We start from the raw sequence: 26,395 nt of genomic DNA, 5'->3' as shown, positions 1-26,395 counted from the left end.
CTTCAGCGAACCAGCCATAAGGATTTCATCCGATGATGCAACGCCGAGCGTTTCTGAAGTCTTCCCTCCTCCTTGCAGCTCCATCCCTCAGCATCCCGGCACTTGCCAAAACAGCACAACCCGAATCGGGTGAGCGTGTCCTGCGCCTGTACAACACGCATACGGGCGAGAAGGTGACGACGCCGTTCTGGGCCGAAGGCGCCTTCATCCCCGACGGGCTGAAGGACCTCAACAAGGTACTGCGCGACCACCGCAACAACCAGGTGGCCCAGATGGACCCCGAGCTCCTGCTGCTGCTGTCCCAGCTCAACGACAAGCTGGACAACAAGCACGAACTGCACATCATTTCCGGCTACCGCTCGCCGGAATCGAATGCCAAGCTGCACGCGGCCAGCAACGGCGTCGCCAAGCGCAGCCTGCACATGGAAGCCAAGGCGATCGACATCCGCCTGCCGGGCAAGGACCTGAAGATGCTGCACCGTGCGGCCATGTCCCTCAAGGGCGGCGGCGTCGGCTACTACGCCGATTCGCAGTTCGTCCACATGGACACCGGCCGCGTCCGTTATTGGTGATGCCATGACGCGGCTCCGGCTCCGCGTCATCCTCAGCCTGGCCGTGCTGGCCGGCGCCACCCAGGCTTCGGCTGCCCTGGCCCAGAGTACCGGGCAGCCCGCGACCGTCAAGGTGCAATCCACCCGCGACCCGGTCGACAAATCCTACCGAAAAATGATCAAGGGCATGGAACGCTTCGCACGCGCGCATGCCTTGGCGCCGAACGCGCCGCTGCGCTTCCACCTCCTGCCGCGCTCGCCCACGGTGGACATGCGCGGCATCACGCTGCGGATCGCGGGCGACAGCGTCAGCATCCCGGTGCCGGTGGCGCAGGACAACAGCTTCGTCCTGCCGCGCAACGAGACCGCCTTGCGCGAAGACGCCGCCGTGGTCGCCAACCGCAAGACCACCAGCATGACCTGGCGCGCCCAGGTCATCACGCCCGGCCTGCCGCCCGGCACGCGCCGCCTGGGCGACATGCGCCTGGAATGCCTGGTCGGCGTCGAGGCCGGCCTGGTCTCCAACAGTTCCCCGCTGTTCGGCTGGATCTCGAAGGCGCTCACCACGCCCGAGCAGGTGTGCAATAGCCCCAACGGCAACTACCTGTTCTTCGCAGAGCGCCCGGTGTTCTCGGTGCGCCTGCGCGCCGGCGAACGGATGGAAACCCTCCCCTTCCACATGCTGTACGCGGGCGGCGAGCAGACCGGGGCCGACCTGCAGTACTGCGACTGCCAGGTCATGCTCGACCGCACCTACTACGCGCCGATCTGGGACAAGTCCTGGCCGGACGATACGCTGGTCGAATTCGAGTACATGGAGGATGCGCCATGAAGCGGGTCCTGTTGGCGGCGCTGTGTGCAAGCCTGCTGCTGGCCGGCTGCGCGACCGGCTCGGCGCCGTCCGGCACGCAGGTGGCGGCCGAGCGCCTGCAGCAATCCGTCATTCCGGGCGCGACCACCAAGGCGCAATTGCTGGCGGCCTTCGGGCCGACCAGGAACGTCGTGTTCGACAGCGGTTACGAGGCCTGGGTCTACCAGTCGCCTGCAGGCGGCGGGCGCTTTTCCGAGTTCGTGGTCCTGATTAACCGCGACGGTGTCGTCACCAAGACGCGCACGCGCGCCGCAACCCAGCCTTGATCCGGGCCGTACGCCGCGGGCTTTGTCGGTGTACGAACATGAAACGCTCAGCTTTCCACGCACTCGACCTGTGCCGGCACGTGCAGATGCGAGCGCACCTGGTTGCGCCCCTCGTTCTTGGCGAGATAGACGGCGGCATCGGCCGCGGCAAACAGCTCGTTGATACTCTGCTTCTGTTCCATGGCCGCCACGCCGATGGACACCGTGACCTGCAGTTTCGGCTTGTCCAGCAGCGGAGCCTGGGCGATGCCGTGACGAATACGCTCGCCCACTTCCATCGCCGTGGCCAGGGAAGTGTCCGGCAGGACGACGACGAACTCCTCGCCGCCGAAGCGCACGCAAAAATCGGCCGCACGCAGGAAGCCGCGCAGCGCCTGCGCGAAAGCGCGCAGGACATCGTCGCCGACCAGGTGACCGAATTCGTCGTTGATATGCTTGAAGAAGTCGATGTCGAGCATCAGGATGGAAAAAGGCCTGCCGGTGGCGGCATGCCGCTCGACCTGCTGCGCGAGGATGTCGTCGAGCGCACGGCGGTTCCAGTGCCCCGTCAGCGCGTCGGTCGCAGCATCGAGCTCGACCTTCTGGAGCGCCGTGCGCAGCTGCACCGCCAGCGAACCATTCGCGTGCTGCAGGCGGATCCCTTCGAGCAAACGTTGCGAAATCGCGCGCGTATAGTAGGCGATCAGGGCGATGAAGACGCTCAGGCCGGCCGTGTAGTCGAGCGCACTCCGGTGGCTGGCAAATTGCCACAGCCCGAATACCGCGATCGCCCACAGGATGCCGATCTGCCCGTAGTAGGCCACCACATGGGTGCCATATACCTGCGCATTGACCGCCACGACGCCGCACAGCAGCGCCATCAGGGTGGCGTCGAGCACCGGGTCATGGCCGACCAGGAACCACGTGAGCAGGCCCCAGGCAAAGCCATCCAGTGCGGCGATCCAATGCAGCTGCTTGCGGTGCATGGCCAGCGTCGGGCCGGCGCCGATCATCTGCTGCAGCACCCACAGGCTGCCGGCCCATAGCACGGCAGCGATTCCCAGCCACAGCGCGATCGAGCGGGCGGGCACGCGGCCCCAGCAGAACCATGCGGCGAGCAGCCATCCGACCGGCGTGGTCGTCAGGGCGCGCCGCAGCGCAAGCGCGCATTCCGAAAAGCCCGTCGCACGCGCAAGGGACACGTCGGTCTCAATGATTGAGTGATGGGTGGTCACGGCTTGCCTGTGCGCTGAGGGGGAAAGATCTTTGCTGCCGGCGTCATGCCGTTGTTGTTGAAAGCCGGGCTGCACATCGTTCTCTTCTTCAAAGAGGCCTGGGGATATGTGACAGTTGTTCAGGAGTATTTACGAAGCACCAGCCTGCGAGGGGCAAGCGGTATCGAAGAAGTTCAATATCTTCTCAGTACCACCTGGAGATGTCCAGAAGAAATACGTACGTGTTGCCAGCCGTCCGCATGTCGACCCATACCGCATGAGAAGCACAGGTTTGCGCTACGCTTTCCGCATAGTAAAGTTGTGCATCTTCACTGCCCAGGATCCGACATGGCCCGCAAGCTTGCCCTCTCCTTCGTATTGACAGCCTTGCTTGCCGCAGGCGCCCAGGCCCAGGGCCTGTCCCCGCTCGAGCAGCGCATCGCCGACGAGGTCAAGGCCTGGCAGCCGGAAGCCATCGGACTGCTCGAACGCAGCGCGCGCATCAACAGCGGCACCTTCAACCTGGCCGGCGTGCGCGCGGTCGGCGAGGTGTACCGCAAGGAGCTGGAAGCGCTCGGGTTCAAGACGGTCTGGATCGACATGCCGCGCGAGATGGGCCGCGCCGGCCACCTGGTGGCCAACCGCATGGGCAAGCAGGGCAAGCGCCTGCTGCTGCTCGGCCACCTCGACACCGTGTTCGAGCCGGACGCAACGGCGCCGCTGTGGGAACGCGAGAGCGAGACCGTCGCGCGCGGCCAGGGCGTCGGCGACATGAAGGGCGGGAACGTGGTCGCGATCGCCGCCCTGCGCGCGCTGCACCGCGCGGGCGCGCTCGACGGCACCACCATCACCGTGGTGTTCACCGGCGACGAGGAAGAAGCCGGCCACCCGCGCGAAGTCTCGCGCCGCGACATGGTCGAACTGGCGAAACGCAGCGACGTGGCGCTCAGTTTCGAAGGCGCGATCACCGGGCCGGACGGCCAGGCCATGGCCACCGTCGGGCGCCGCGCCACCGCCTCGTTCGACCTCGACGTCAAGGGCCGCCAGGGCCACTCGCAGGGCGTGTTCGGTCCGGCCGGCTACGGCGCCGTGTACGAGGCCGCGCGCATCCTCGACGGCTTCCGCCAGCAGGTGGTGGAACCGGGCCTGACCTTCAACCCGGGCGTGATCCTGGGCGGCACCGACGTGGCATACGACGAGGCCAACGCCAAGGGCACGGCGGCCGGCAAGACCAATGTCGTGGCCAACACGGTCACCGTGCGCGCCGACCTGCGCTACCTCGACTACGCCCAGCGCGACCGCGCCCAGGCGCGCATGCGCGAGATCGTCGCCCAAAGCCTGCCGGGCGCCAGCGCCAGCATCACCTTCCGCGATTCCTATCCGCCGATGGCGGTCACGCCGGGCAACCTGAAGCTGCTCGCGCTGTACTCGCAGGCCAGTGCGGATGCCGGCCTGGGCCCGGTGGGCGCGGTGCCGCCGACGGCGCGCGGCGCCGGCGACATCCAGTTCGTGGCGCCCCTCATCGACAGCCTCGACGGCCTGGGCGCCAGCGGCGGTGCGGCGCACTCTCCCAACGAGCGCGTCGACCTGCCCTCGCTGGAGCGTTCCGCGATCCGGGCCGCGCTGCTGATGTACCGCCTGACGCGCTAGCCACGCGTCAAGGAGGGGAGCCCCCGCACGCTTGGCCGGATTCACCGGCAAAGCGGGCGATTGCTGGCAGAATGACCGGACCGATGTGCTGCCGATGTGGAAAATCCGGGAGGCTGTCATGCGTGCGTGGACTCATTTGCAGTTCCTGTTGCTGGTCCTGCTTGCCCTGTGCCTGAGCGCCTGCGGCGGCGGCGGGGGCAACCCGGGCACGACGGGCCCGACACCGCCGGCGGCCGGCACCGGCTCCCTGGCTGTCGTCAGCAGCGGCCTGCCCGCAGGCGTCAATGCCGCGTTGCGGGTGAGCGGCCCCAACAATTACCAGCAAGACCTGAGCGGCTCGCAAACCCTGACCGGCCTGGCGCCGGGCAGCTACAACGTGGCGGCCAGCCCGGTCACCGCGGGCGGCGTCACCTACACCCCGTCACCAGGCACGCAGAGCGCCATCGTGAGTGCTGGCGCCACCGCCACCGCCACCGTGGGCTACGGCAGCGCGGCGCTGAACATCGCGCTGAGCCAGGTTGCGGCCAACCTCGACAGTCCGACCTGGCTCACCGCCCCGCCCGGCGACGCACGCCTGTTCGTGCTCGAGCGGGCCGGGCGCGTGCGCATCGTCGAGAACGGCAATACGCTGGCCCTGCCCTTCCTCGACATCGGCGGGCGCGTATTCACGGGCGGCGAAGGCGGCCTGCTGTCGATGGCCTTCGACCCGCAGTTCGCGCGCAACGGCTACTTCTACCTCTACTACACCGACCTGCAGCAGAACATCGTCATCGAGCGCTTTACTGCCGGCGCCAATCCCAACCTGGCCGACCCCACCTCAAACCTGGTCATCCTGCGCATCCCGCACCCGATCTTCACCAACCATTTCGGCGGCCAGGTCGCCTTCGGCCCCGACGGCAACCTCTACCTCGGGACCGGGGACGGCGGCGGCGCAGGCGACCCCAACCGGAATGCCCAGAACCCGAACTCCCTGCTGGGCAAGCTGCTGCGGATCGACGTGCGCAATGCCGGCGCTGCCCAGCCCTACGCCATCCCGGCCGGCAATCCGTATGCCGGCCAGGCCGGACGGCGTGCCGAAATCTGGGCCAGCGGCCTGCGCAATCCGTGGCGCTTCAGCTTCGACGGCGGCCAGCTCTACCTGAGCGACGTCGGCCAGGACCAGCGCGAAGAGGTCAACATCGGCGCGGCCGGTACGGCCGGGCTGAACTACGGCTGGAACACGATGGAAGGCACGCTGTGCTACAACGCCGCCAGCTGCGACCGCAGCGGCCTGACCCTGCCCGCTTTCGAGTACGAGCACGGCGCCAATGACGTCAACGGCTGCTCGATCACGGGCGGTTTCGTCTACCGCGGCCGCGCGATCCCGGAGCTGGCCGGACGCTACTTCTATTCGGATTACTGCCGCGGTTTCCTGAAGAGCTTCCTAGCCGGCGGCGGCAGCCTCACCGAGCAGCGCGAGTGGAACGTCGGCAGCATCGGCAACGTGCTCTCCTTCGGGCAGGACGGACAGGGCGAGTTGTACCTCATGACGTCGCGCGGCATCGTCTATAGAATTGTCCGGTCGACCACTCCCTGAGTTTAGAATAGAGAAATGGCACGCTTACAACTCAACTTTCCCGAAGACCAGTTCTACTATTCCACCCCGATGTCGGTCCGCGTCACCGACATCAATGCCGGCAACCACCTCGGCAACGATTCGATGATCTCGATGATCTCCGAGGCGCGGGCGCGTTTCCTGTTCGAGTTCGGCGTCGCCGAGACCGAGCGCGACGGCACCGGCATCATCGTCACCGACCTGGCCACCACCTACCGCGCCGAGGCGCACGCGCGCGACCAGTTGCTGTTCGAAGTCGGGGTGATGGATTTCAACAAGTACGGCGGCGACATCATCTTCCGCATCACCCGCCCGCGCGACCGCAAGCTGATCGCCATGGCCAAGTCGGGCTTCGTCTTCTACAACTACAAGACCAGCCAGGTCGTGATGATGCCGGAAGAGTTCCGCAACAAGTTCGACCGGGTGAACTGGGTCGACTAGCAGCTGCAAGCGGCTAGATGATTCCCCCGGCGGCGGCCTTGCATCCGGTCGGCGGGTTCAGGCCGGGCCCGCCCCCGGCGCTTCCTTCTGTGCCCGGGGCGGGCCCGCGGACGCAGCAGCAGGGCGGCAGTCGGCGAGCGGCATGTCGCCGACGTCGACCGGGCCATACCATTCGTAGACACCGGCGAAGCCGCCGGTACGCAGGATCCAGGCCTTTTTCGCCGCAGGGCTCAGCACGACCGTGTGGCGGAAGCCGTCGCTCACCATCCTCGCGTCACGCAGCGGCATCCTGACCAAGGGGCCGCTGGCCGAGGCGTCCGGCTCCTGCGTGGACGGGATCGGCGTATCGAAGCCGGAAAACGAGATGCCGTAGCGGTCGGCCAGCTTGTCCGCCACCGGACAGGCAAACGCGTTTGCGCAGAGCACGGCGGCCGAGAAGGCAAGGGTAAAGGCTTTCATCCCGCAACGATAGCAGCTTTCCGCGCGCGAAAATACGCGCTTTCTCAATTCCCCTTCCCCATCCGGCTATCTCGAAAATAGTTGGAACTTTTCGCTCCCGTCATCGGAATACAGGTAAAGATGACGACCATGACCACCCTCACGCTTGATACCGCCGACCACGAACTGCTGCGCCTGATGCAAGCGGGCCGCGCCGACGCCTTCACGGCCCTGTACCGGCGCCACCAGGGTCCGCTGTACCGCTACGCGCTGATGCGCTGCGGGTCGCCGGAGATGGCGGCGGACGTGGTGCAGGAAGCCTTCATGGGCCTGTTGATGCAGCGCTTCGGCTACGACCCGCTGCGCGGCCAGTTGCAACACTTCCTGTTCGGCGTGGCGCGCAAGCTGGTCCTGAAACTGGAGGAAGCGCGCCGGCGCCAGGTGGCGCTGCCCGAGCCGGGCGGGGAGGACGACCTGGATGGCGAACTCGCCCTCGACGTCGCCGCCGAGGGCGCCGAGCCGCTGGCCCGCCTGCTGGGCAACGAGGCGGCCGAGCAGGTGCGGCGGGCGCTGGCGCTGCTGCCGGCCCACTACCGCGACGTGGTCATCCTGTTTGAACTGCATGAGCTGTCGTACCAGGAGATCGCCGCGATCTGCCAGGTCGACATCGGCACCGTCCGCTCGCGCCTGTCGCGCGGCAGGGCGGCCCTGGCCAAGCGCCTGCAGGCACACGCGCCTGTCGCGGCCGGGCCGGCATGCGCCACGCATTGAATGGAGTACGAAATGGATATGAACCCCAGGGACATGAACGACAACCCGGATGCAAGGCTCGCTGCTGGCCTGCTTGCATTGCGCGGCGAACTGGCCGCCTTTGATGCGCCGCGCTGCGTCGAGAAGGAACTGCTGCAGGCATTCGACCGCCAGTTCACACCCCGCCGCCGCTGGTACCACGCCCTGAGCCTGTCGCAATGGGGCGCCGCCGGCGCCCTGTGCTCGCTGACGGCGGTCGTGCTGCTGCTGGCGCAAGCGCCGCACGAGGCGGTGCGCGTGAGCGGTCAGCCGCTCGTCAGCATCGACAAGGGCGGGGCTTTCGTCGCCCTCGATTCGCTCGAACGCATCGAAGCCGAACCCGATGCGCAGCTGGTCGAGGCTGACGTGCCGCGCACCGCGCTGGCGCCGTTCGGCGTGCCGGTCAGCCCGGACAACGCGGCCGACACCGTGCGCGCCGAAATGCTCGTCGCCGCCGACGGCCAGCCGCTGGCCGTACGGATCAGTTCCACCAACTAGGCCAACCATCCACCGACAAGAGGAAACGATGATGAACAAAACAATCCTGATTGCAGCACTGCTGGCTTGCGCCGTGGCGCCGGTCCTGGCCGAAGACATGGGCTTCGAGGGCGAACCGCGCGTCGAGCGCCGCATCGTCACCCGTAGCGGCGGCGAAGCGCACGCCGGCGCGCTGGCCGGGATGGACGTCGAGGCCAGCGGCGGCGCGTCGATGGCGTACTTGTCCAAGCCCAGGATGGTGAAGAACGCTCCCTACAGCGCCGAAACGGTGTCGGAACGTACCCAGACCCTGGGCGACGGCAACCAGATCGTGCGCAAGACCAGCGCGATGAGCTACCGCGACAGCGCCGGCCGTACCCGCCAGGAAGTGCGCAACGAAGACGGCGACGTCAGCCTCGTGACGATCCACGATCCGGTGGAAGGCGTGCGCTACATCCTGCGTCCGCGCGACAAGACGGCAATCAAGCTGCAGGCGCCCGATGCGGCGACCCGGACCGCCATTGCCGCGGCAGCGCGTGCCGCCGGCGCCGAGGCCCGCGGCGCGGCCGGCCAGGCGCGCGCCAAGGTCGAGCAATTGCGCCGCGAAGGCAAGCTGCCCGAAGGCGAGCGCTTCACCCTGACGCAGGATGGCGAACGCGTCATCATCAAGCAGGTCGAGCGCTCCGCCGCCGCCGCGGGCGAACGGAAGGACGTGCAGATCCGCATCGCCCAGCTGGTGGGCCCACAGGCCGCGGCGCGGATGGGGCCGATGATCGCCGGCGTGCTCGGCGAACAAAAATGGGCCGCGAAGGCGGAAACCAAGGACCTGGGCACCCGCGAGTTCAGCGGCGTGAAGGCGAGCGGCGTCCAGCGCAGCTACGAGATCCCGGCCGGCGAGATCGGCAACCGCAACCCGATCGTCGTCAGCACCGAGACCTGGACCTCGCCGGAACTGCAGGCAGTGGTGTACCAGAAACGCAGCGATCCGCGCAGCGGCGAGTTCGTGTTCCGGGTGGAAGGCCTGAAGCGCGACGAACCGGCTGCCGCCCTGTTCACCGTGCCCTCGGACTACACCGTGAAGGACACGGCGGCGCTGGCGAAGGCCGCGGCCGAGAAGGCGGCGGCGGCCCACGCCAGGGCCGACAAGAACGGCTGAAAATCGGCTGAAAATCGGCTGATGATCGATTGATGGTCGGCTGAAAATCGGCCGACGATCGGCAGCCCCAAGAAAAAACCGGCGCCTCGGCGCCGGTTGTTCGTTGATGCCGCAGCAAGGGCCTCAGGATTTCTTCTGCAGGATGGTCTTGTCGAACCACTCTTCGATCATGCGTTTTTCGTAGCGCAGGCTGTCGTTGTCGGACAGGCGGCTGGCGCGGTCCAGGTAGTTCATGTCGCTCAGCTTCGCGGTGCCGCTGCGGATCACCTGGCCGTTCGCGCTCAGGGCATAGCGCAGCTCGATGATCGGCCAGTCGGCGCCGCCCTGCAGCACGCGCAGGTCGCGCGTGCCGCGGCTGGTCGGATATTCGCGGCCCGCAAGGTCGATGTCGGTGACGTCCACCGTCAGGTCCTGTCCGGCCGGCAGCGACTTGCCCAGTTCGGCGAAGTAGCGCGCCAGCTCATCCAGCACTTCCTTCCGCTCCCAGGGAGCGAAGGGCACGTCGGCGAACTTGTCCGAGTCCACGTAGTTGACGGTCACGCCCGCCGAGGCGGCGCCGGCGGCACCCAGCGCGAGCACGGCCGCAAGGGCCGTTTTGCCGATCGAGGCTTTCATCGCATTCCTTTCCATGTTCCATATGTATCCATGCATGGAATATACGCTCTTTCCATCGCCTTTCCAGTCCCCCCTTTGTCGAAGTTTTGTATCGAAATGTTAGGTCGCGCACGGCGTGCAACGGGCCGCGCAGGCATGAAAAAACGGCGCCGTGGCGCCGTCCTCGCGTTGCTGCGGCCCGGCCGCCTATTTCTTCAGGATGGTCTTCTTGAACCAGTCCTGGATCATCCGCTTCTCGTAGCGCAGATTGTCGTTTTCCATGGACAGCTTGGTCGGGCGCAGCAGGTAGGTCTGGTCCCTGAGCTGGGCCACGCCCTGGTCGAGCACCTGGCCATTGGCGCTCAAGGTGTAATGGATCTCGACGTAGGGCCAGTCGGATTTGCCCTCGCGGACCCGCATGTCGCCGGCCGCGCGTGCGCCCGGGTATTCACGGCCGGCCAGGTCGATGTCGGTGATGTTGACGGTCAGGTCCTGCCCTGCCGGCAGGTCCTGCGCCAGCTTGTCGAAGAACTTGACCAGTTCGCGCAGCACTTCTTCGCGTTCCCAGTCGGTGGTCGGGAGGTCCGAGAACTTCTCGGGATTCACATAATTGACGGTCATGCCCGCCCAGGCGGCTCCGGTGGACAGCACGCACACGGCCGCTAGGGCGGCTTTGCAAATCGATGATTTCATGGCACTCCCTTTATTGTTCAATATTGTCCCAACCGTCGAATATACGCTTTTTGTTCCTGCTGTCTACACGCCCATCTGCTAAAGTTTGCGTTCGAATGTTAAGTTACGCACAGGGCATATTCCGGGCTCGGCAGACAATGGCAGCGAGGAGAGCGCGCCATGCCGGAAGGACCATCGCTATATATCTTGAAGGAGCTGGTGAAGGATTTCAGCGGCCAGGAGATCGTCCGGGCCGACGGCAATGTCCGCGCCATCGATCCGGCCCGCCTGGTGGGGCAGCGCATCGACGCGATCCATACCTGGGGCAAGCACCTGCTCATCGAGACGACCGCCATGGTGCTGCGGGTCCACTTCCTGTTGTTCGGCACTTACCGCATCGACGAAGGACGCGAGGGCAAGACGCCGCGCCTGTCGCTCGAGACCGCCAACGGCCATGTGCTCAACCTCTATGCCTGCCAGGTCCGCGAGATCGACCGCGCCACCTATGCCGCCTACGACTTCAGCGCCGACGTCATGTCGGATGCCTGGGATCCGAAGAAGGCGCGCAAGAAGCTGCGCGCGAATCCGGACATGCTGGCCTGCGACGCCCTGCTCGACCAGGACATCTTTTCCGGCGTTGGCAACATCATCAAGAACGAAGTACTGTTCCGCATCCGCGTGCATCCGCTGTCGACGGTCGGCGCCCTGCCCGCGCCCAAGCTGCGGCTGCTGGTCGACGAAGCCCGGCAATATTCCTTCGACTTTCTGGAGTGGAAGCGCCAGTACGTCCTCAAGCAGCACTGGCTCGCACATGCGAAACGCATATGCCCGCGCTGCAACATCCCCTTCCTCAAGGCCCATCTCGGGCGCAGCAACCGTCGCAGCTTCTACTGCGAACGCTGCCAGAAACGCTACGTGTAAGGCCGCTTGCTGACATTTCTTTTACTCATAGTTCATAGCTTGCAGCTATGTGACATCGTTAACCAACACTTTTAATGTTGCCTGTTGTTAAGGACTGATGGTCGTACTACAATCGATTTGACTCGCGGCTATGTTTCCTAAGTATATTGCCGCTCAATGCTGCGATTGATCAACCCAAGCGAACGGTAAGCTTATGTCCTTCCTCTCCAACGCGGCGCCAAAGTTGGCTCCATGGAAAGTCCTGCTGGTCGACGACGAGCCGGACATCCATGACATCACCAAGCTGACCTTGTCGCGCTTTCGCCTCGACGGCCGTGCGCTGCAGTTCCTGCACGCGTATAGCGGCGCTGAAGCCAAGCAAGTGCTGGCGCGCGAAAAGGACATTGCGCTGGTCTTCCTGGACGTGGTGATGGAGCAGGAGGACAGCGGCCTGGAAGTGGCGCGCTGGATGCGCCACGAGCTCGACAACCAGTTTACCCGCATCGTGCTGCGCACCGGCCAACCCGGCCAGGCCCCGGAAGAGCGCGTGATCGTCGATTACGACATCAACGACTACAAGGAAAAGACCGAGCTCGATCGCACCAAGCTGTTCACCACCACCTTCGCCGCCCTGCGCGCCTACCGCGACATCATGAAGGTCGAAGAGGCGCGCCGTGCCCAGCAGACCTACCGCGAAGGCCTGGAGCGCGTGATCGCGGCCTCGACCCATATCTTCCAGCAGCGCAACCTGAAGGATTTCGCCAACGGCCTGCTGCAGCAGGTGGTGGCGCTGCTGCGCCTGGAGCAGAGCATGTTGCTGCGCCTGAAGGGCGCCAGCCTGATCGCCGGCGAAAGCCAGTACGAGGTGCTGGCCCAGATCGGCGAGATGGAAGGCCACGAGATCGGTCCGGAACTGGTGGCCCAGCTGGACGACGCGCGCCACAACCGCATCTCGCGCCTGCACGGCGATACCTATGTCGGCTACTTCCCGAACCGCACCGGCAAGGCTTCGCTGCTGGTGCTCAAGGGCGTGGAAGAGATCGCGGAGATCGATTCCCAGCTGCTCGAGGTGTTCTGCTCGGGCGTGGCGATCGCCTTCGACAACATCCTGCTGAATCAGGAAATCACGGACACGCAGGCCGAGCTGATCCTGCGCCTGGGCGACGTGGTGGAGTCGCGCTCGAACGAAGCGGGCAACCACGTGCGCCGCATGGCCCAGGTCTGCCACCTGCTGGCCCAGGCCTCCGGCATGCCGGAAGACGAGACCGCGACCCTGATGCACGCCGCGCCGATGCACGACGTCGGCAAGATCGCCACCCCGGACGCGGTGCTGCTCAAGCCGGGCCGCCTGAACGAGGAAGAATGGGAGATCATGAAGCAGCACCCGACCGTGGGCCTGCAGATCCTCGACGGCTCGCAACGCCCGATCCTGAAGGCCGCGGCCGTGATCGCCCACCAGCACCACGAGAAATTCGACGGCAGCGGCTATCCGCAGGGATTGCGCGGCGAGAGTATCCATCCCTACGCGCGCATCGTGGCGGTGGCCGACGTGTTCGACGCCCTGAGCCACAAGCGCTGCTACAAGGACGCCTGGCCGGCCGAGAAGGTGACCGAGCACCTGCGCGAGGTGGCGGGGCACCACCTGGATCCGTACTACGTGGACCTGCTCATCAAGAACATGGACAAGGCGCTGGAGATCAATGCGCGGTGGCCGGATTGACGCAAGCTTGAACCGGGCTTGCTTGTGTAGGCATCACTTCTTGAGCGAGCGCGGAAACCGCAGCTGATACTGCAATCCCTTGCCCGGCTCGCTGTCCGCCTTCACCGTCCCGCCCAGCGCCCCCGTCACCAGGTTGTGCAGGATGTGCGCACCCAGCCCGCTTCCCCCGGTGCCGCGCTTGGTGGTGAAGAAGGGGTCGAACAGCTTGCCCAGCGTTTCCTGGTCCATGCCGACGCCGTCGTCGGCATAATCGAACACCACCTGCTCGCCCTCGAGCGCGGCGCGGATGACGATGTTGCCGGGCTGTTCGCGTTCGAAGCCGTGCAGCAGCGAATTCATGACCATGTTGGTGACGATCTGCGACACCGCGCCCGGCGAGCTGTCCAGCACCAGGTCCGGCGGGCAGTCGACCGTCACCTTGACCGGCCGGCCCTTGAGCTTGGGCTGCAGCGACAGCAGCACTTCGTCCAGGTAGGCGCGCAGCTTGAAGTGCCGGATGTCGCCCGAGGAACGGTCCACCGCCACCTGCTTGAAGCTGCGCACCAGCGCCGCCGCCCGCTGGGTGTTGGTGGTCATGATGCGCAGCGACTGGTCGACGATGTCGAGGAAGGAGTTCAGGCTGTCCTCGGTCATCTCGCCGGCGGCCAGCTCTTCGCGCGTGAGCTTGAGTTCCTGCACCAGGTGGCTGGTCGCGGTCACGCAGATGCCCAGCGGCGTGTTGATCTCGTGGGCCACGCCGGCCACCAGCCCGCCCAGCGAGGCGAGCTTCTCCTGGCGCACCAGTTCCGACTGCGCCTGCTGCAGCTGCAGCAGCGCCTCGTTGAGCGCCGCGTTCTGCACTTCCAGCGCTTCCTTGGTCTTGCGGATCTTGCGGTCGGCCTGCATCCGCGCCAGCGCCACCGCGACGTGGCTGGCCATGAAGGCCAGCAGGTCGAGGTCGGCCTTGGTATAGATCACCGAGGGATCGTAGCTCTGCACCACCAGCACGCCATAGGGCTGGTCGTGCACCAGCATCGGCGCGCCCATCCAGCTGGCGATGTCGAGGTTCCCGAAGGGCTCGCGCACCAGGCCGTTGCTCACCAGGTGACGGAAGCTGGTGGCGTCGTGGAGTTGCGCCTGCTTGCTGGTCAGGACATACGAGCACATGCCCTGCCCCACCGGGAAGCGTTTTACCGGCGCCTCGGCGTCCTTCTCGTCGACGAAATACGGAATGCTGATCTCTTCGGTATCGGCGTGGTGCAGGCCGATCAGGAAGTTCTTGGCCACCATCAGCTCGCCGATGATGTCGTGCAGGCTGGAGGTGAGCGTGGCGGTGTCCAGCGCCTGCGCCGACAGGCTGGCGATCTGGTACAGCGCGTGCTGCACCTGCTCGGCGCGGCGGCGCTCGGCCACCTCCACCGCCAGCGCCGCGGTGCGCTCCTGCACCGCGCGCTCGAGCCGGTCCATGCTCTGCAGGCCCTGCAGCGCGTTCGACACGTGATTGGCGATCTCGGAGAACAGCGCCTGGTCTTCCTCGCTGTAGGTGACGCCCTCCGTATAGCTCTGGATGACCATCGCGCCCAGCGCCTGCTGGTGGCGGTCGAGCAGCGGCGCGCCCATCCAGTGCTCGGCGGCGCTGCCGTGGCCCCACTGCATGCCTTCGCGCTCGCGCGCCTTGAAGTCGTCGGCGGTGATCATCAGGCGGCGCTTGTTCACCACCACCCAGGAGGTGGGCGATTCTTCGGGAGCGGCCAGCAGCACCTTGCGGCCGGTGATCGGCACCTCGTCGTCGGCTTCGTCGACGAAATACGGGAACCAGATCATCCCTTCCTCGCGGTCGCACAAGGCCACATAGAAGTTGGCCGCATACATGATGCGGCCCAGTGCGCGGTGCACCGCGCCGATGAAGTCGACGATGTCGCTGCAGGTGGTCGAGAGCTCCCCGATTTCGAGCAGCATCGACTGGACCGCTTCCAGCCGGGCGAGACGTTCCATTGCTTCCCCAGAGTAATTAATTCCGAGGGGAAATATTATCAGCTTAGGCGCGGCACCCGAAGCCTATTCGGGCGAAGTGTCTCGTTTTATCCGCGCGGGGCGCGGAAATCGTTTTCGACCCAGGCATGGGCCGACGCCGGGGTCAGCTTGAACCCGGCCGACACGCGCACCTTCGCCACCTGCTCGCCCATCTCGTCGGTGGCGGCCAGGATGGCATACGGGTCGTCGTCGTCCGGCACGATGTCGAGCGTCACCTTCAGGTCGCCGTTTTCGGTCGAGACCACGGTGTTCTTGTGCAGGATGGCGTGCAGGTGCTGCTCATGGCGGCGGATGACTTCCGACGCGGTCTTGACCAGCGTGTTGAAGGCGTTGACGTCGAGCGGTTTCGGGTTCTTCTTGTCGCGTCCCATGGTCCAGGGACCGACCAGCGCCGGTTCCGGCTCGCCGTCCTTGTACATCGCGACGGCCCAGCCCTCGTCGTCCTCGTTCTTGATCACGCGCGCGGTCCAGCCGTTGGCCTGCCACAGGCGGGCTTCCTGCACGGGGGCGTTCTCGTCGCCGCCTTCGTGCTCGTGTTCGATGTTGTCGTTCATGCTCGTGTTTCCTCTGCTTCAAAGTACAGATCATAGAGGAAACCGGCCCCATGAAGAAGCCCGATTGGCTTAAAGCTCAGGCATAGCGCGGGCAGCGCCAGTCGGGTCCACGCGGCGGTCGCACCGGAGGTCGTATCGGTGTCGGGCGTGGATCGACCGCGGGCGGCGGCGTTTCGCGATTGAACGGATTGATGATGATCGGCGGAATGGTAGGTGGCGCCGATGGTGGCCCCTTGGGACCGCTGTTGGCCAACGCGGGATGCAGAACGGCCAGGTGGTCCCCCATTTTCTGGATGACAGCGTGCATAGGATCCCCCTGCTTCGGAACAGGCTGTCAGTATAGGAAAGGATACGTCCATTGCAAGGCCAAATCGACCACGTTCGTTGCCCCGTGCTTGCACCCGCGCCTCCATGCCGTGCGGGCCATTCGTCGCATCTGCACGCGTCCCGGCGCGCAAAAATTGCAGCCCGTCGCAAAGCCGTGGCCGGTGAAGAGCGAGGCGCTTACAGTGCAACCATGCCAGCGACAAAGCGCGCATCCAACCGACCAACGAGCCACCGATGAGGACCACCATGAAAAAATATGCCCCGTATATCATCCTTTTCCTGTTTGCCCTGCTGCTGTGGGACCTTGCCACCGAACCCGACTTCATGACGGTGAACTTCGACGGCGAGGAAATCGGCGGGCCGCTGGGCGCCTTGCTGGCCGTGGTGTTCGCTGGCGGCGGCATGGTGATCGCCGGTGTGGTGCTGCTGGTGGTGGGCGTGGTGCTGGCCGTGGTGTTTGCCGGCCTGGGCGTGATCCTGCTGGGCGCACTGGGGGTCGCGGCGGTCACCGTCGCGCTGGCGATCTCGCCGCTGCTGCTGCCGCTGCTGGTGCCGGTGGCGATCGTCTGGTTCCTGGTCAGCCGCAGCCGCAAGGCCCGCATCGTGCAGCCGGCCGCCTGATCTTCCTCCTGCTTCCGACGCAAACGGCCGGGCCCTGCCCGGCCGTTTGCGTTGCGGCTGCCGGTAGGCGGAACAGGTAGAATTTACGCAAGACCCTGAGCCGCGCCGTGGAGCAGGAGCGCGCCCACGGCCAGGTACACAGGCTCGCGGCGGCGGCTCAGCCGGCCTTGTTCGCCACGTACTGTTCGTAGCCGCGTGCCCGCAGCGCGCAGGCCGGGCAAGTACCGCAGCCGTGGCCCCAGGGATGGGCCGCGCCGCGTTCGCCCAGGTAGCAGGTGTGGGTATCGAAGCGGATCAGGTCGACCAGGGCGTCGCCGCCACAGTCGTGGGCCAATTGCCAGGTCTGCGCCTTGTCGATCCACATCAGGGGCGTCTCGACCTTCAGGCGCGTGGCCATGCCGAGGTTAAGCGCCACCTGCAGCGCCTTCATGGTGTCGTCGCGGCAGTCGGGGTAGCCCGAGAAATCCGTCTCGCACATGCCGCCCACCAGCACGTTCAGCCCGCGGCGGTAGGCAACGGTGGCCGCGACCGTCATGAACAGCAGGTTACGGCCGGGCACGAAGGTGTTCGGCAACCCGTTCTCCTGCATCGCGATGGCCACGTTGCTGGTCAGGGCCGTATCCGAGATCTTCGCGATCAGGGACAGGTCGATCACGTGGTCCTCGCCCAGGCGCGCATCCCAATCCAGGTTCAGCGCACGCATCCTGGACAGCAGCGCCGGGCGCACTTCCATCTCGATGGCATGGCGCTGGCCGTAGTCGAAGCCGATCGTCTCCACGCGCGCATAGCGCTGCAGGGCCCACGCGAGGCAAGTAGCGGAGTCCTGGCCGCCGCTGAAGAGGACGAGTGCGGTGTCGTTGGTGTGCATGATCGAGTCCGGAAAGAGGCGCGCAGGCGCCGGAGAAACCGCGAATTCTGGCACAAAACAGTGGTTTGCGTGAAGCCGGGCTGTACCGCACTGCTGGCTAGAGTCCGTCATCGTTTTTGCCAATCCGTTAAGATTGCCATGAACTTTTCCATTGGAGCGCCATGTTTCCTGCAAGATCGACCCCTAGCCGCCTGCGCCCCCTGCCCCGCCTGCTGACGGGCCTTGGGGCACTGGTATTCGCAACGGCGCTGCATGCCCAGGGGATCGACTACCAGGTCCGCATCGACGCACCGCGCCAGCTCGAGAACATGCTCGAAGAAAACCTCGACCTGATGCGCTGGCGCGGCAATCCGCGCGTAGACATGGAGCAGCTGCAACGCCTGGTCAAGGAAGCCCCGGAGCAGGCCAAGACCTTCATCGCCACCGAGGGCTATTACTCGCCCAAGGTTTCCGCCGGGCTCGACACCAGCGGCGGGCGGCCGGTGGCGCGCGTCATCGTCGACCCGGGCCCGCCCACCGTGGTCGGCGACGTCGACCTGGTGCTGCAGGGTTTCGCCCCCATCGACCAGGGCAGCGCGCCGTTCGACGCCACCGCCCTGCGCCAGAGCTGGTCGCTGCCGGTCGGCGCGCGCTTCGTCCAGTCCGATTGGGAAGCGGCCAAGCGCGGCCTGCTGCGTGAAGTGGCGCAGCGGCGCTTCCCGCGGGCGCGCCTGGTCGAGACCAGCGCCACCGTCGATCCGGAAGAACGCCGCGCCATGCTGCGGGTCGTCATCGACAGCGGACCGGAAATGCGCTTCGGCGAGCTGCGCATCCGCGGCCTGAAGCGCTATCCGCGCGAGGTCATCAGCAACCTGAACAAGATCAAGCCGGGCGACGAGTACAGCGAGGCGGCGCTGACGGCCCTGCAGTCGCGCCTGCAGGACACCGGCTACTTCAGCAGCGTCGAAGTCAGCGCCGACATGCGCCAGGTGCTGAATGCCGAACTGCAGGAACTGAAAGAAGGCGACGACGACGCCGACGCCGAGTCTGCAAAAAGCGCGGCGGCGCCGGAACCGCCCACCGGCCCCACCGTGCTGCCGGTGCTGGTGCGCGTGGTCGAGAACAAGCGCAAGAACGTCGAGGTCGGCCTCGGCTTCTCCACCGACACCGGCGCCCGCGCCCAGGCCAGCTACGACGACCTGAACGTGTTCGGCAAGCGCATGAAGAGCGACCTGATCTACGAACAGAGGCGCCAGACCGCGCGCGTCGACTTCTTCTGGCCGACCACGCCCAAGGGCTACAACGACAGCGTGGGCGCCGGCGTCGAACGCAACGACGTGCGCGGCGAAATCACCACGCTGGCCACGGTCGCCGCGCGCCGCTCCTGGGGCTCGCCGCTGCTCGAACGCAGCCTGACGCTCGAGGCGCTGGTCGAGAAACGCGAAGTGCCGCCGAGCGAACCCACCTCGACGCGCAGCCTGCCGCTCACCTACGCCATCACCAAGCGCAAGCTCGACAGCCTGATCCAGCCGACCAACGGCTACGTGCTGCAGGGCCAGCTGGGCGGCGCCCTGCTGCCGATCCTGACCGACGAAAAATTCCTGCGCCTGTACCTGCGCGGCCAGATGTTCAAGCCGCTCGGCGAGGCCGGCACCCTGGTGCTGCGCGGCGAGTTCGGCGCGGTGGCGGCCAAGGAAAAGCTGGGGGTGCCGAGCACCTTCCTGTTCCGCGCCGGCGGCGACCAGTCGGTGCGCGGCTACGGCTACCGCGAATTGGGCGTGCGCGAGAACGACGCCATTGTCGGCGGCAAGTACCTGCTCACGGCGAGCGCCGAGTACCAGTATTACTTCCGCCCGCCATGGGGCGTGGCCGTGTTCTACGATGTCGGCAACGCCGCCGACAAGGTCGGCGACCTGAAGCCGAAATCCGGCTTCGGCGTCGGCGCGCGCTGGCGCAGCCCGGTCGGCCCGATCAACGTCGACCTGGCCTACGGCCACGCAGTCAAGAAAGCGCGCCTGCACTTCTCCCTGGGATTCACCTTCTGATGGACACCAACGACACCACCTCCGGCACCGCCAGGCAGCCGGCACCGCACAAGCCGCGCCGCTGGCCGCGCCGGGTCGCCATCGGCGTGGCCGTGACCGGCGTGATCGTGGGCGGCACGCTCTGGTACCTGGGGCGCGAGACCACGCTGCAGATGATCGCGCAAAAAATCGCCGCTTCCACCGGCGGCAAGCTCACGCTCACCGGCGTCTCCGGCTCGCTGTATGGCGCCATGCACATCGAGCGCGCCGTGTGGCGCACCGACGAGCAACTGGTGATCGCCAACAAGATCGACTTGAAGTGGTCCCCCAGCCAGATCGTGTCGCGCGGCATCCTGGTCGATAGCCTGCACGCCGCCAGCCTGCGCGTGGAGACGCTCAAGGAAACCGAGGAACGCTCGCCGATGCCGGCCAGGCTGGCGCCGCCCTTCACGGTGGAGATCGACGATGCGCGCCTGAACCGCGCCACCTTCGTGAACAAGGGCGCCGAAACGCACATCGACAACATCCGCCTGCGCCTGTACGGCGACAAGCAGCGCTGGAGGCTGGCGGACGCCGCCGCCGTCACCCCCTGGGGCGACGTGGCGGCAAATGGCAGCATCGGCGCCCAGCGCCCTTTCAAGATCGACGCCAAGGCCAGCCTCACGCAGTCGCAGGCCAAGGCCGGCGCCAAAGCCGCCCAGTTGCGCCTGAAGCTCGGCGGCGACCTGGAAACGACCCTGGTCGACGCCACCGGCCAAGCCGGCCGCGCCGTTGGCGACGCCCACTTTGCCTTGTCTCCCTATGCCGAGATTCCGCTGCGCGAGCTGCGCATCAACGGCCGCAATGTCGACCCGGGATTCTTCAATCCGGCGCTGCCGACCGCCGACCTGACGTTCGCCATCGCGGGCAAGCTCGATGCGAAGCGCAACATCAGCGGCAGCGTCGACATCACCAACGAGGGACCGGAAGGCACCATCGACCAGCAACGCCTGCCGCTGCGCAGCATGCGCGGCCGGCTCGGCGGCAACCTCAGTGCGCTGCAGGTCTCCGACGTGCTGATGGACTTCGGCGATGCCGGCCGCTTCACCGGCACCGGCGGCGTGCAGCGCGAACAAGACCAGGAAGGACTCGGCACCGCGCGCTTCACCCTGCACACCGAGCGCTTCGATTTGAAAGGCATCTACTCCACCATGAAGCCGACCGCGATCCGCGGCGACATCCAGGTGACCAATGCCGGCAATACCCAGACGCTGCAGGCCAACCTGGCGGACAAGGCCCTGCGCCTGGCGGCGCTGGCGACGCTGGAAAACAACGTGGTCACGGTGCGCGAAGCGCGCCTGTCGAGCGGCAGCAGCCGGGTGGACCTCAGCGGCAACATGAAGCTGCTCGAAGACAAAGCCTTCAAGGCCAGCGCCAACGCCAGCCGCTTCAATCCGGCCGATTTCGGCGACTTCCCGCAGGCGGACATCAATGCCAGCGTCAAGGTCGCCGGCGCGCTGGCCCCGAGCTGGCGTGTCGACGCCGATTTCGCCGTGCGCCGCAGCCGCCTGCTGAACCAGCCGCTGTCGGGCGAAGGCAAGCTGCACGCCGATGCCAAGCGCATCAGCGGCATCGACGCCGAGCTGGCGCTGGGCCAGAACACGGTGGCGCTGGGCGGCGCCTTCGGCGGCGCCGGCGACAAGCTCCAGTGGCGTCTCGACGGCCGCCAGCTGTCGGCCGTGCGCAGCGACCTGTACGGGGCCGTGACGGCGAGCGGCGTCGCCACCGGCACCATGGCCGCCCCGCGCACCAGCTTCGAAGTGAACGCCAATGGCCTGGGCTGGGTCGCCGCCCAGCGCAAGAACGCCAACGGCAGCCTGCGCGCCAATGGCGAAGCCTGGCTGGCCGGCACGGAAGGGGCGCGCTTCGTCGAAGCGAAGATGAGCGGCGCGATGCAGCGCTTCAATCCGGCCGCCTTCGGCTCGCCGCTGGCCGGCTCGATCAATGGCGCTTTCGACGCCGGCGGCCGCAGCGGCGCCGACTGGCGCGGCGCGCTCGACCTGCGGGTGCAGGATTCGACCCTGTCGAATTCCCCGCTGTGGGGCCATGCCAAACTGACGGCCGACCGCCGCCACGTGTCGAATGCCGACGTCGACCTGCACGTGGGCGCCAACGTGGTCGCGGCCAAGGGCAGCTTCGGCCTGGGTAGCGACCAGCTCGACTGGCGCATCGACGCCCCGCAACTGGCCGCCCTCGGGCCCGATTTCGCCGGCGTGCTGCGCGGCCAGGGTACGCTGTCCGGCACCATGGACACGCCGTCCCTGAGCGCCGCGCTCGAAGGCCAGAACCTGCGCCTGCTCGGCACCCACAGCATCCGTTCGCTGCGCGCCAATGCCAGGCTCGGCTCCGGCCGCGGCGCCAGCGATGCGCTGGCGAGCGACATCCAGATCCTCGACTACGCCAGCGGCGACACCCGGATCGCCTCGGCCAGCCTGAAGACCGAAGGCACGCGCGGCGCGCATACCCTGCGCGCGGCCGCCGTCGGCGATGCCTTCGACGCCAATCTCGAGCTGCGCGGCGGCCTGGCGGGCGACACCTGGAACGGTACCCTGGCCGCCCTGCAGAACCGCGGCCGCTACGCGATGCAGCTGCAGGCGCCGGTGCCGCTGCGTATCGGCGGCGCGAAAGGCAGCGGCATGATGGGTCTGGCAAAGCCGCAGAACATCGCCTTCAACGGTGCGGTAGTCCGCCTGCCGGCCGGCAGCATCACGGTCGACTCGCTGGTAAAGAACGGTCCGCGCTGGAGCAGCCGCGGCCACGCGGACAACGTGCCGCTGACCTACCTGTCGCAGTTCTCGCCTTCGATCCGCGACAATGCGCGCGGCGACCTGACCCTGGGCGCAAAGTGGGAACTCGACCTGCGCACGGCCAGCACGACCGGCGCTGCGCCGGCGCTGGACGGCATGGTCCAGGTGTACCGCGAGAAGGGCGACGTGATCGCCGGCGGCGACCGGCCGGTTCCGCTCGGCCTGCGCACCTTCGAGGCACGCGCCGACGTCGTCGGCAGCTCGCTGCGCGTCCACCTGAATCTGGACGGCGCGCGCACCGGCAGCGCCAACGTCGAAGCCACCGCCCAGCTGCTGCAAGGGCGCCTGGACCGCGACAGCCCGATGCGCATGACGGCCAAGGCCAACATGGGTTCGATCGCCTGGCTGGCTTCGTTCGCGGGGCAGACGGGCCTGGAACTGGACGGCGCGCTGAACCTGGCCCTCACGGGCAGCGGCACCATCGGCGACCCGCGCCTGGACGGCAGCGTGCAGGGCGACAAGCTGGCGGTGCGCTGGCCCGAACAGGGCGTGCGCCTGCACAACGGCGAGCTGCGCGCCAGCCTGGCCGGCGACCAGCTCCAGCTGCAGCGCCTGAGCTTCCAGGGCCGCCAGGGCAGCGCCTCGGCCGAAGGCTTCCTGCGCTTTTCCAGCGGCCTGGCGGCGGCCGACCTGCGCCTGACGCTCGACAAGCTCGAAGCGCTGTCGCGTCCCGACCGCACGGTGGTCCTGAGCGGCAAGGCCTCGCTGGTACGCGATGCCGAGCGCTTCGCGATCGAGGGCAATGTGCGCGCCGACCGCGCCCTGATCGAATTCGCGCCGCAGGGCCGCCCGACCATGTCGGACGACGTCATCGTGCTGGGCCAGGGCGGCGCCAAGCCGGTTCCATCGAACAAGAAAGAAGAACTGCCATTGACGATCGACCTGCGCGCCGACCTGGGCGACGAGTTCCGCCTGCGCGGGCTGGGCATCGATGCCACCCTTGCCGGAAACGTGCGGGTGCGTAAGGTCGGCGCCGGCGCGCCGCGGGTCAACGGCACCATCCGCGCCGTCGAAGGCGATTACGCGGCCTATGGCCAGAAACTGGCGATCGAGCGCGCCGTCATCACCTTCAGCGGCCCCTACGACAACCCCGCCCTGGACGTGCTGGCGGTGCGCAAGCGTCCCGAAGGCGAGCAGCTGTCGGAGACCAACGTGGAAGCCGGCGTGCAGGTGCGCGGCACCGCCCAGGCGCCGCAGGCCCGGCTGGTCTCGACGCCGAACGTGCCGGACAGCGAAAAGCTGTCCTGGCTGGTACTGGGCCACGGCATGGAAGGCACCAGCGGCAACGACAAGGACGTGCTGGCCGCCGCCGCCGCTGCCCTGCTCGGCGGCAAGGGTGGCACCGGCGGTATCACCCAGAAGCTGGCCAACTCGCTCGGGGTCGATGAACTGGGGCTGAAACAGGCCAACGGATCGGCAAACGGACTCGAGGGCACAGTGGTCACGGTGGGCAAGCGCATTTCTTCGCGCACTTACCTGAGCTTCGAACAGGGCGCGACCACGGCGTCGAGCCTGGTGCGCCTGCGCTTCAAGTGGACGCCACGGATCACGCTGCAGTTCCAGACCGGCACCAATACCGCGCTGGATGTGCTGTATTCCTGGGCCTTCGATTAACACCCGGTCTGCCCACTGCGGCAGACCGGGCTGCGCCAGCCTGGCCCAAGATGTCGGCAAATCTTACACCTTTGACTCAAAGAAAAAATTTCCCGGAGGCGAGCATCGTTTTCGCGATGCAAGTACTTGTTTATAAAAGGAAAAATTTTCCTATTAACAACTGGCACAGTTCATGCTTATACATTGGCGTGCAAGATGCCTTTACCTCCAACATTGAAAGAGCGCAATGAACGTCAACAAAATCACCGCTGCTGTCGCCGGTACTGTTCTGGCACTGGGTTTGTCCGCTCCTGCGAGCGCAGTTGTCCTGAATACGGGTGACTTCAAGATCACCATCAATGCCTTCGACGCCGGCACCATCGGCTATGGCAATACCAACGGCACCCGCTGCCAGACGATCGCACAATGCGATGCGGCTGCCGCTTTACAGGCGCCGAATGCCTACGGTAGCGAAGATACCTGGGGTATCTTCTCGGTGCAGAGCATTTCGCGCGTGTCGGACGGCAGCCTGATCTTCACTGCCGGCAAGAACGGCGAATACCTGACCGGCATGTTCGGTGGCATCAAGGACACCTACGTCGAAGTCAACGGCCAGATCTCGCCGACCACCCTGGCGCTGGGAACCGGCGGCTGGCTGAACATGTACCTGACCAATTCCAACTACAACAGCTCCTATGGCCCGAGCGGCCGCCTGGGCGAGTTCGGCTACAAGGGCGTCACCGACGTCGGCGGCACCTTGGCTCTGTCGGCCGTGTTCGGCGCAGGCGCGCTGGGTGGCCATCCGGAATACACCTACGTCTCGAACTACGCCAACAATTCGATCTCGGGTGGCTCGCAAGCCTTCCTGGACGTGACCGGCGGCTCGATGAAAGGCCTGTTCGACACCAACCGCCAGGAAGACCCGAACGGCAACATGCACGACATGTTCCTGAAGGTCACCTATGGCCAGACCGGCGCTTCGGCTAAAGCAGGCTGGACCGTCGACGCTTCGGGTGACGTGCAAGGCAACATCCCGGAACCTGGTTCGCTGGCCCTGCTGGGCCTGGGCCTGGCCGGCCTGGCATCGCTGCGTCGCCGCGCTTAAGCTTCATCGCGACTCGGATAAAACTGCATGGCTTCGCGCCATGCAGTTTTTTTTACGCCTAAATATTATCTGTCGGAAATTCTTACAACCCAGGGAGTGGCGGCGCGTCCTGCTACGCGAACATGCTGGGTTTGGGATCGGGCACCGGATCGTCGTCGGCCTGCGGGGTGTGGGTATGACCGGGCTGGTGATGCGGATGCGGCGTGTCAAATGGCTCGGGCGAAGGTTCCTCAATGGGTGCCGGGTCCGGAGCGCGGTGCGCCTTGATGGGAAGACCGGGGGGCAACGCAGCATTCATGGCGGGTATCTCCTCGGAACAAAACGGAACGGACACCTTACCATGCCGCGCCATTTGCCGCCCTTTGGCGCAGCCTGGCGTGCGGCGGCCGGGGCAGCTCCATTACAATGGCGGGCCTGAACAAACTCATCGCACCATGGACCTTTCGATCACCACCCTCGCCCTGCTCGTCCTGACGCCACTCCTCGTCTGGCGCGTCTACAACCGCATCAAGGCGCGCATGACGCGCCAGCGCTCGATCGTCTCGCGCCACTACACCGGCGTGCTGGTGTTCAGCGCCATGATCGTGGTGCCGCTGGTGCAGCTGTTCGACAAGCTGCCCAGCCTGGCCGCACTGGTGGCCGGCGCGGCTTTCGGCACCGGCTGGAGCATATACGCCCTGAAACGCACCCGCTTCGAGGACACGCCGCAGGGCTACTACTTCACGCCGCCGGCGCGGCTGGGCATCCTGATGGCGATGATCCTGGTGGCGCGCATCCTGTACCTCGGGGTCGAGATCTATGCGAACCAGGGCAAGGGCTTGCCGGCGCCACGCCTGACCGACGAGCCGCTGACCATGCTGTGCGTGGGCCTGACGGCGGGCTACTTCGCGTGGTATTCGGCGGGCCTGCTGCAGTGGCGCCGCAGGCTGCGCAAGGCGATCGACATGGAATGATCCGCGCTGCGCGGCAGCAAGCATAAAAAAGGGAGCCGGCGGCTTAATGCCGTTCAGTTAAGACTGAACGGCATTTTATTTTGTCGTTGTAAACGCGCGGCAACGCTGTTAACCTTCGTCGCCATGTTCGACGACACTCTACATTTCCTGGCGAATCACCTCGAGGCTCCCGACTGGGCAAGGTTGGGAGAGCATCTGCC

General features: G+C 66.3%; 24 protein-coding genes. 16 read left to right on the top strand and 8 right to left on the bottom strand.

Translation table 11 applies throughout. The annotated features are described in order from the left end of the window. The first annotated feature begins 32 nt into the window (after positions 1–32). Genes AB3347_RS22135 through AB3347_RS22125 form a run of 3 tightly spaced genes read left to right on the top strand, consistent with a single transcriptional unit; the run spans position 33 to position 1,688 of the window. A complete protein-coding gene (locus AB3347_RS22135; RefSeq protein WP_369093880.1) occupies positions 33–572 on the top strand; it encodes a DUF882 domain-containing protein in 540 nt (179 codons plus the stop codon). 4 nt (positions 573–576) lie between these two features. Next, positions 577–1,383 (top strand): hypothetical protein, encoded by an 807-nt coding sequence (locus tag AB3347_RS22130; protein ID WP_369093879.1) that lies wholly within the window; start codon positions 577–579, stop codon positions 1,381–1,383. Continuing rightward, positions 1,380–1,688: a hypothetical protein gene (locus AB3347_RS22125; RefSeq protein ID WP_369093878.1), complete on the top strand. Its 309-nt coding sequence runs from the start codon at positions 1,380–1,382 to the stop codon at positions 1,686–1,688. Before AB3347_RS22130 ends, AB3347_RS22125 begins: the two co-directional genes overlap by 4 nt. 47 nt (positions 1,689–1,735) lie before the next feature. On the opposite strand, the gene AB3347_RS22120 is transcribed toward AB3347_RS22125, so the two are convergent. Beyond that, positions 1,736–2,977, bottom strand: coding sequence for a diguanylate cyclase (locus AB3347_RS22120; RefSeq protein ID WP_369093877.1), 1,242 nt, complete (start codon positions 2,975–2,977; stop codon positions 1,736–1,738). A gap of 252 nt (positions 2,978–3,229) precedes the next feature. On the opposite strand from AB3347_RS22120, the gene AB3347_RS22115 reads away from it, so the two are divergent. The 3 genes from AB3347_RS22115 to AB3347_RS22105 all read left to right on the top strand — a co-directional run bounded on the left by AB3347_RS22115 (position 3,230) and on the right by AB3347_RS22105 (position 6,566). Further along, the gene (locus tag AB3347_RS22115; protein WP_369093876.1) at positions 3,230–4,531 is read left to right on the top strand and encodes a M20/M25/M40 family metallo-hydrolase; all 1,302 of its coding nucleotides are present in this window, start codon (positions 3,230–3,232) and stop codon (positions 4,529–4,531) included. Between the two features lie 118 nt (positions 4,532–4,649). After that, positions 4,650–6,107 (top strand): sorbosone dehydrogenase family protein, encoded by a 1,458-nt coding sequence (locus tag AB3347_RS22110; RefSeq protein WP_369093875.1) that lies wholly within the window; start codon positions 4,650–4,652, stop codon positions 6,105–6,107. A gap of 15 nt (positions 6,108–6,122) precedes the next feature. Next, complete coding sequence (locus AB3347_RS22105; protein ID WP_369093874.1) at positions 6,123–6,566, top strand: thioesterase family protein; 444 nt, start codon at positions 6,123–6,125, stop codon at positions 6,564–6,566. A gap of 57 nt (positions 6,567–6,623) precedes the next feature. Here the strand turns inward: AB3347_RS22105 and AB3347_RS22100 are convergent, their stop codons facing one another. Then, positions 6,624–7,025 carry a hypothetical protein gene (locus AB3347_RS22100; protein WP_369093873.1) on the bottom strand — a complete coding sequence of 134 codons (402 nt, stop codon included), beginning with the start codon at positions 7,023–7,025 and terminating at the stop codon, positions 6,624–6,626. Between the two features lie 120 nt (positions 7,026–7,145). Here AB3347_RS22100 and AB3347_RS22095 point away from each other — a divergent pair, with 120 nt between their 5' ends. The 3 genes from AB3347_RS22095 to AB3347_RS22085 are packed head-to-tail and all read left to right on the top strand — an operon-like array spanning position 7,146 to position 9,426. Beyond that, positions 7,146–7,775: an RNA polymerase sigma factor gene (locus tag AB3347_RS22095; protein ID WP_369093872.1), complete on the top strand. Its 630-nt coding sequence runs from the start codon at positions 7,146–7,148 to the stop codon at positions 7,773–7,775. A gap of 18 nt (positions 7,776–7,793) precedes the next feature. After that, complete coding sequence (locus tag AB3347_RS22090) at positions 7,794–8,291, top strand: hypothetical protein (protein ID WP_369093871.1); 498 nt, start codon at positions 7,794–7,796, stop codon at positions 8,289–8,291. Positions 8,292–8,322: 31 nt separating this feature from the next. Then, positions 8,323–9,426 (top strand): hypothetical protein, encoded by a 1,104-nt coding sequence (locus AB3347_RS22085; RefSeq protein WP_369093870.1) that lies wholly within the window; start codon positions 8,323–8,325, stop codon positions 9,424–9,426. Between the two features lie 123 nt (positions 9,427–9,549). Here the strand turns inward: AB3347_RS22085 and AB3347_RS22080 are convergent, their stop codons facing one another. Both AB3347_RS22080 and AB3347_RS22075 read right to left on the bottom strand, forming a co-directional pair. Beyond that, complete coding sequence (locus tag AB3347_RS22080) at positions 9,550–10,041, bottom strand: DUF3016 domain-containing protein (RefSeq protein WP_369093869.1); 492 nt, start codon at positions 10,039–10,041, stop codon at positions 9,550–9,552. 186 nt (positions 10,042–10,227) lie between these two features. Beyond that, positions 10,228–10,713 (bottom strand): DUF3016 domain-containing protein, encoded by a 486-nt coding sequence (locus tag AB3347_RS22075; protein WP_369093868.1) that lies wholly within the window; start codon positions 10,711–10,713, stop codon positions 10,228–10,230. 159 nt (positions 10,714–10,872) lie between these two features. Here AB3347_RS22075 and AB3347_RS22070 point away from each other — a divergent pair, with 159 nt between their 5' ends. Together AB3347_RS22070 and AB3347_RS22065 are read left to right on the top strand one after the other, a co-directional pair. Further along, entirely contained in the window at positions 10,873–11,613 is a 741-nt protein-coding gene (locus tag AB3347_RS22070; RefSeq protein WP_369093867.1) for a DNA-formamidopyrimidine glycosylase family protein, read from the top strand. 193 nt (positions 11,614–11,806) lie between these two features. After that, positions 11,807–13,312, top strand: coding sequence for an HD domain-containing phosphohydrolase (locus AB3347_RS22065; protein ID WP_369093866.1), 1,506 nt, complete (start codon positions 11,807–11,809; stop codon positions 13,310–13,312). Between the two features lie 33 nt (positions 13,313–13,345). Here AB3347_RS22065 and AB3347_RS22060 read toward each other — a convergent pair whose 3' ends face one another. Continuing rightward, positions 13,346–15,286: a GAF domain-containing protein gene (locus AB3347_RS22060; RefSeq protein WP_369093865.1), complete on the bottom strand. Its 1,941-nt coding sequence runs from the start codon at positions 15,284–15,286 to the stop codon at positions 13,346–13,348. A gap of 86 nt (positions 15,287–15,372) precedes the next feature. Continuing rightward, the gene (locus AB3347_RS22055; protein ID WP_369093864.1) at positions 15,373–15,879 is read right to left on the bottom strand and encodes a hypothetical protein; all 507 of its coding nucleotides are present in this window, start codon (positions 15,877–15,879) and stop codon (positions 15,373–15,375) included. A 573-nt stretch (positions 15,880–16,452) separates the two neighbouring features. Here AB3347_RS22055 and AB3347_RS22050 point away from each other — a divergent pair. Further along, positions 16,453–16,827: a hypothetical protein gene (locus AB3347_RS22050; protein WP_369093863.1), complete on the top strand. Its 375-nt coding sequence runs from the start codon at positions 16,453–16,455 to the stop codon at positions 16,825–16,827. A 157-nt stretch (positions 16,828–16,984) separates the two neighbouring features. Here AB3347_RS22050 and queC read toward each other — a convergent pair whose 3' ends face one another. Next, the gene (queC, locus tag AB3347_RS22045) at positions 16,985–17,695 is read right to left on the bottom strand and encodes a 7-cyano-7-deazaguanine synthase QueC (protein WP_369093862.1); all 711 of its coding nucleotides are present in this window, start codon (positions 17,693–17,695) and stop codon (positions 16,985–16,987) included. Positions 17,696–17,856: 161 nt separating this feature from the next. On the opposite strand from queC, the gene AB3347_RS22040 reads away from it, so the two are divergent. From AB3347_RS22040 to AB3347_RS22030, 3 genes are all read left to right on the top strand, one after another. After that, entirely contained in the window at positions 17,857–19,719 is a 1,863-nt protein-coding gene (locus tag AB3347_RS22040) for an autotransporter assembly complex family protein (protein ID WP_369093861.1), read from the top strand. Continuing rightward, positions 19,719–24,158 carry a translocation/assembly module TamB domain-containing protein gene (locus tag AB3347_RS22035; protein WP_369093860.1) on the top strand — a complete coding sequence of 1,480 codons (4,440 nt, stop codon included), beginning with the start codon at positions 19,719–19,721 and terminating at the stop codon, positions 24,156–24,158. The genes AB3347_RS22040 and AB3347_RS22035 overlap by 1 nt, the downstream gene beginning before the upstream one ends. A 226-nt stretch (positions 24,159–24,384) precedes the next feature. Further along, positions 24,385–25,242 (top strand): PEP-CTERM sorting domain-containing protein, encoded by an 858-nt coding sequence (locus AB3347_RS22030; RefSeq protein WP_369093859.1) that lies wholly within the window; start codon positions 24,385–24,387, stop codon positions 25,240–25,242. A 112-nt stretch (positions 25,243–25,354) separates the two neighbouring features. Here the strand turns inward: AB3347_RS22030 and AB3347_RS22025 are convergent, their stop codons facing one another. Then, positions 25,355–25,540 carry a hypothetical protein gene (locus tag AB3347_RS22025; RefSeq protein ID WP_369093858.1) on the bottom strand — a complete coding sequence of 62 codons (186 nt, stop codon included), beginning with the start codon at positions 25,538–25,540 and terminating at the stop codon, positions 25,355–25,357. Positions 25,541–25,676: 136 nt separating this feature from the next. Here AB3347_RS22025 and AB3347_RS22020 point away from each other — a divergent pair, with 136 nt between their 5' ends. Next, positions 25,677–26,195, top strand: a complete 519-nt coding sequence (locus AB3347_RS22020) for a hypothetical protein (RefSeq protein WP_369093857.1) — start codon at positions 25,677–25,679, stop codon at positions 26,193–26,195. Positions 26,196–26,395: the final 200 nt, after the last annotated feature.

The sequence above is a fragment of the Massilia sp. X63 genome (genome assembly GCF_041023745.1).
In the GTDB taxonomy this organism is placed as follows: domain Bacteria; phylum Pseudomonadota; class Gammaproteobacteria; order Burkholderiales; family Burkholderiaceae_D; genus Telluria.
This window is presented reverse-complemented; position numbering and strand designations above follow the sequence as displayed.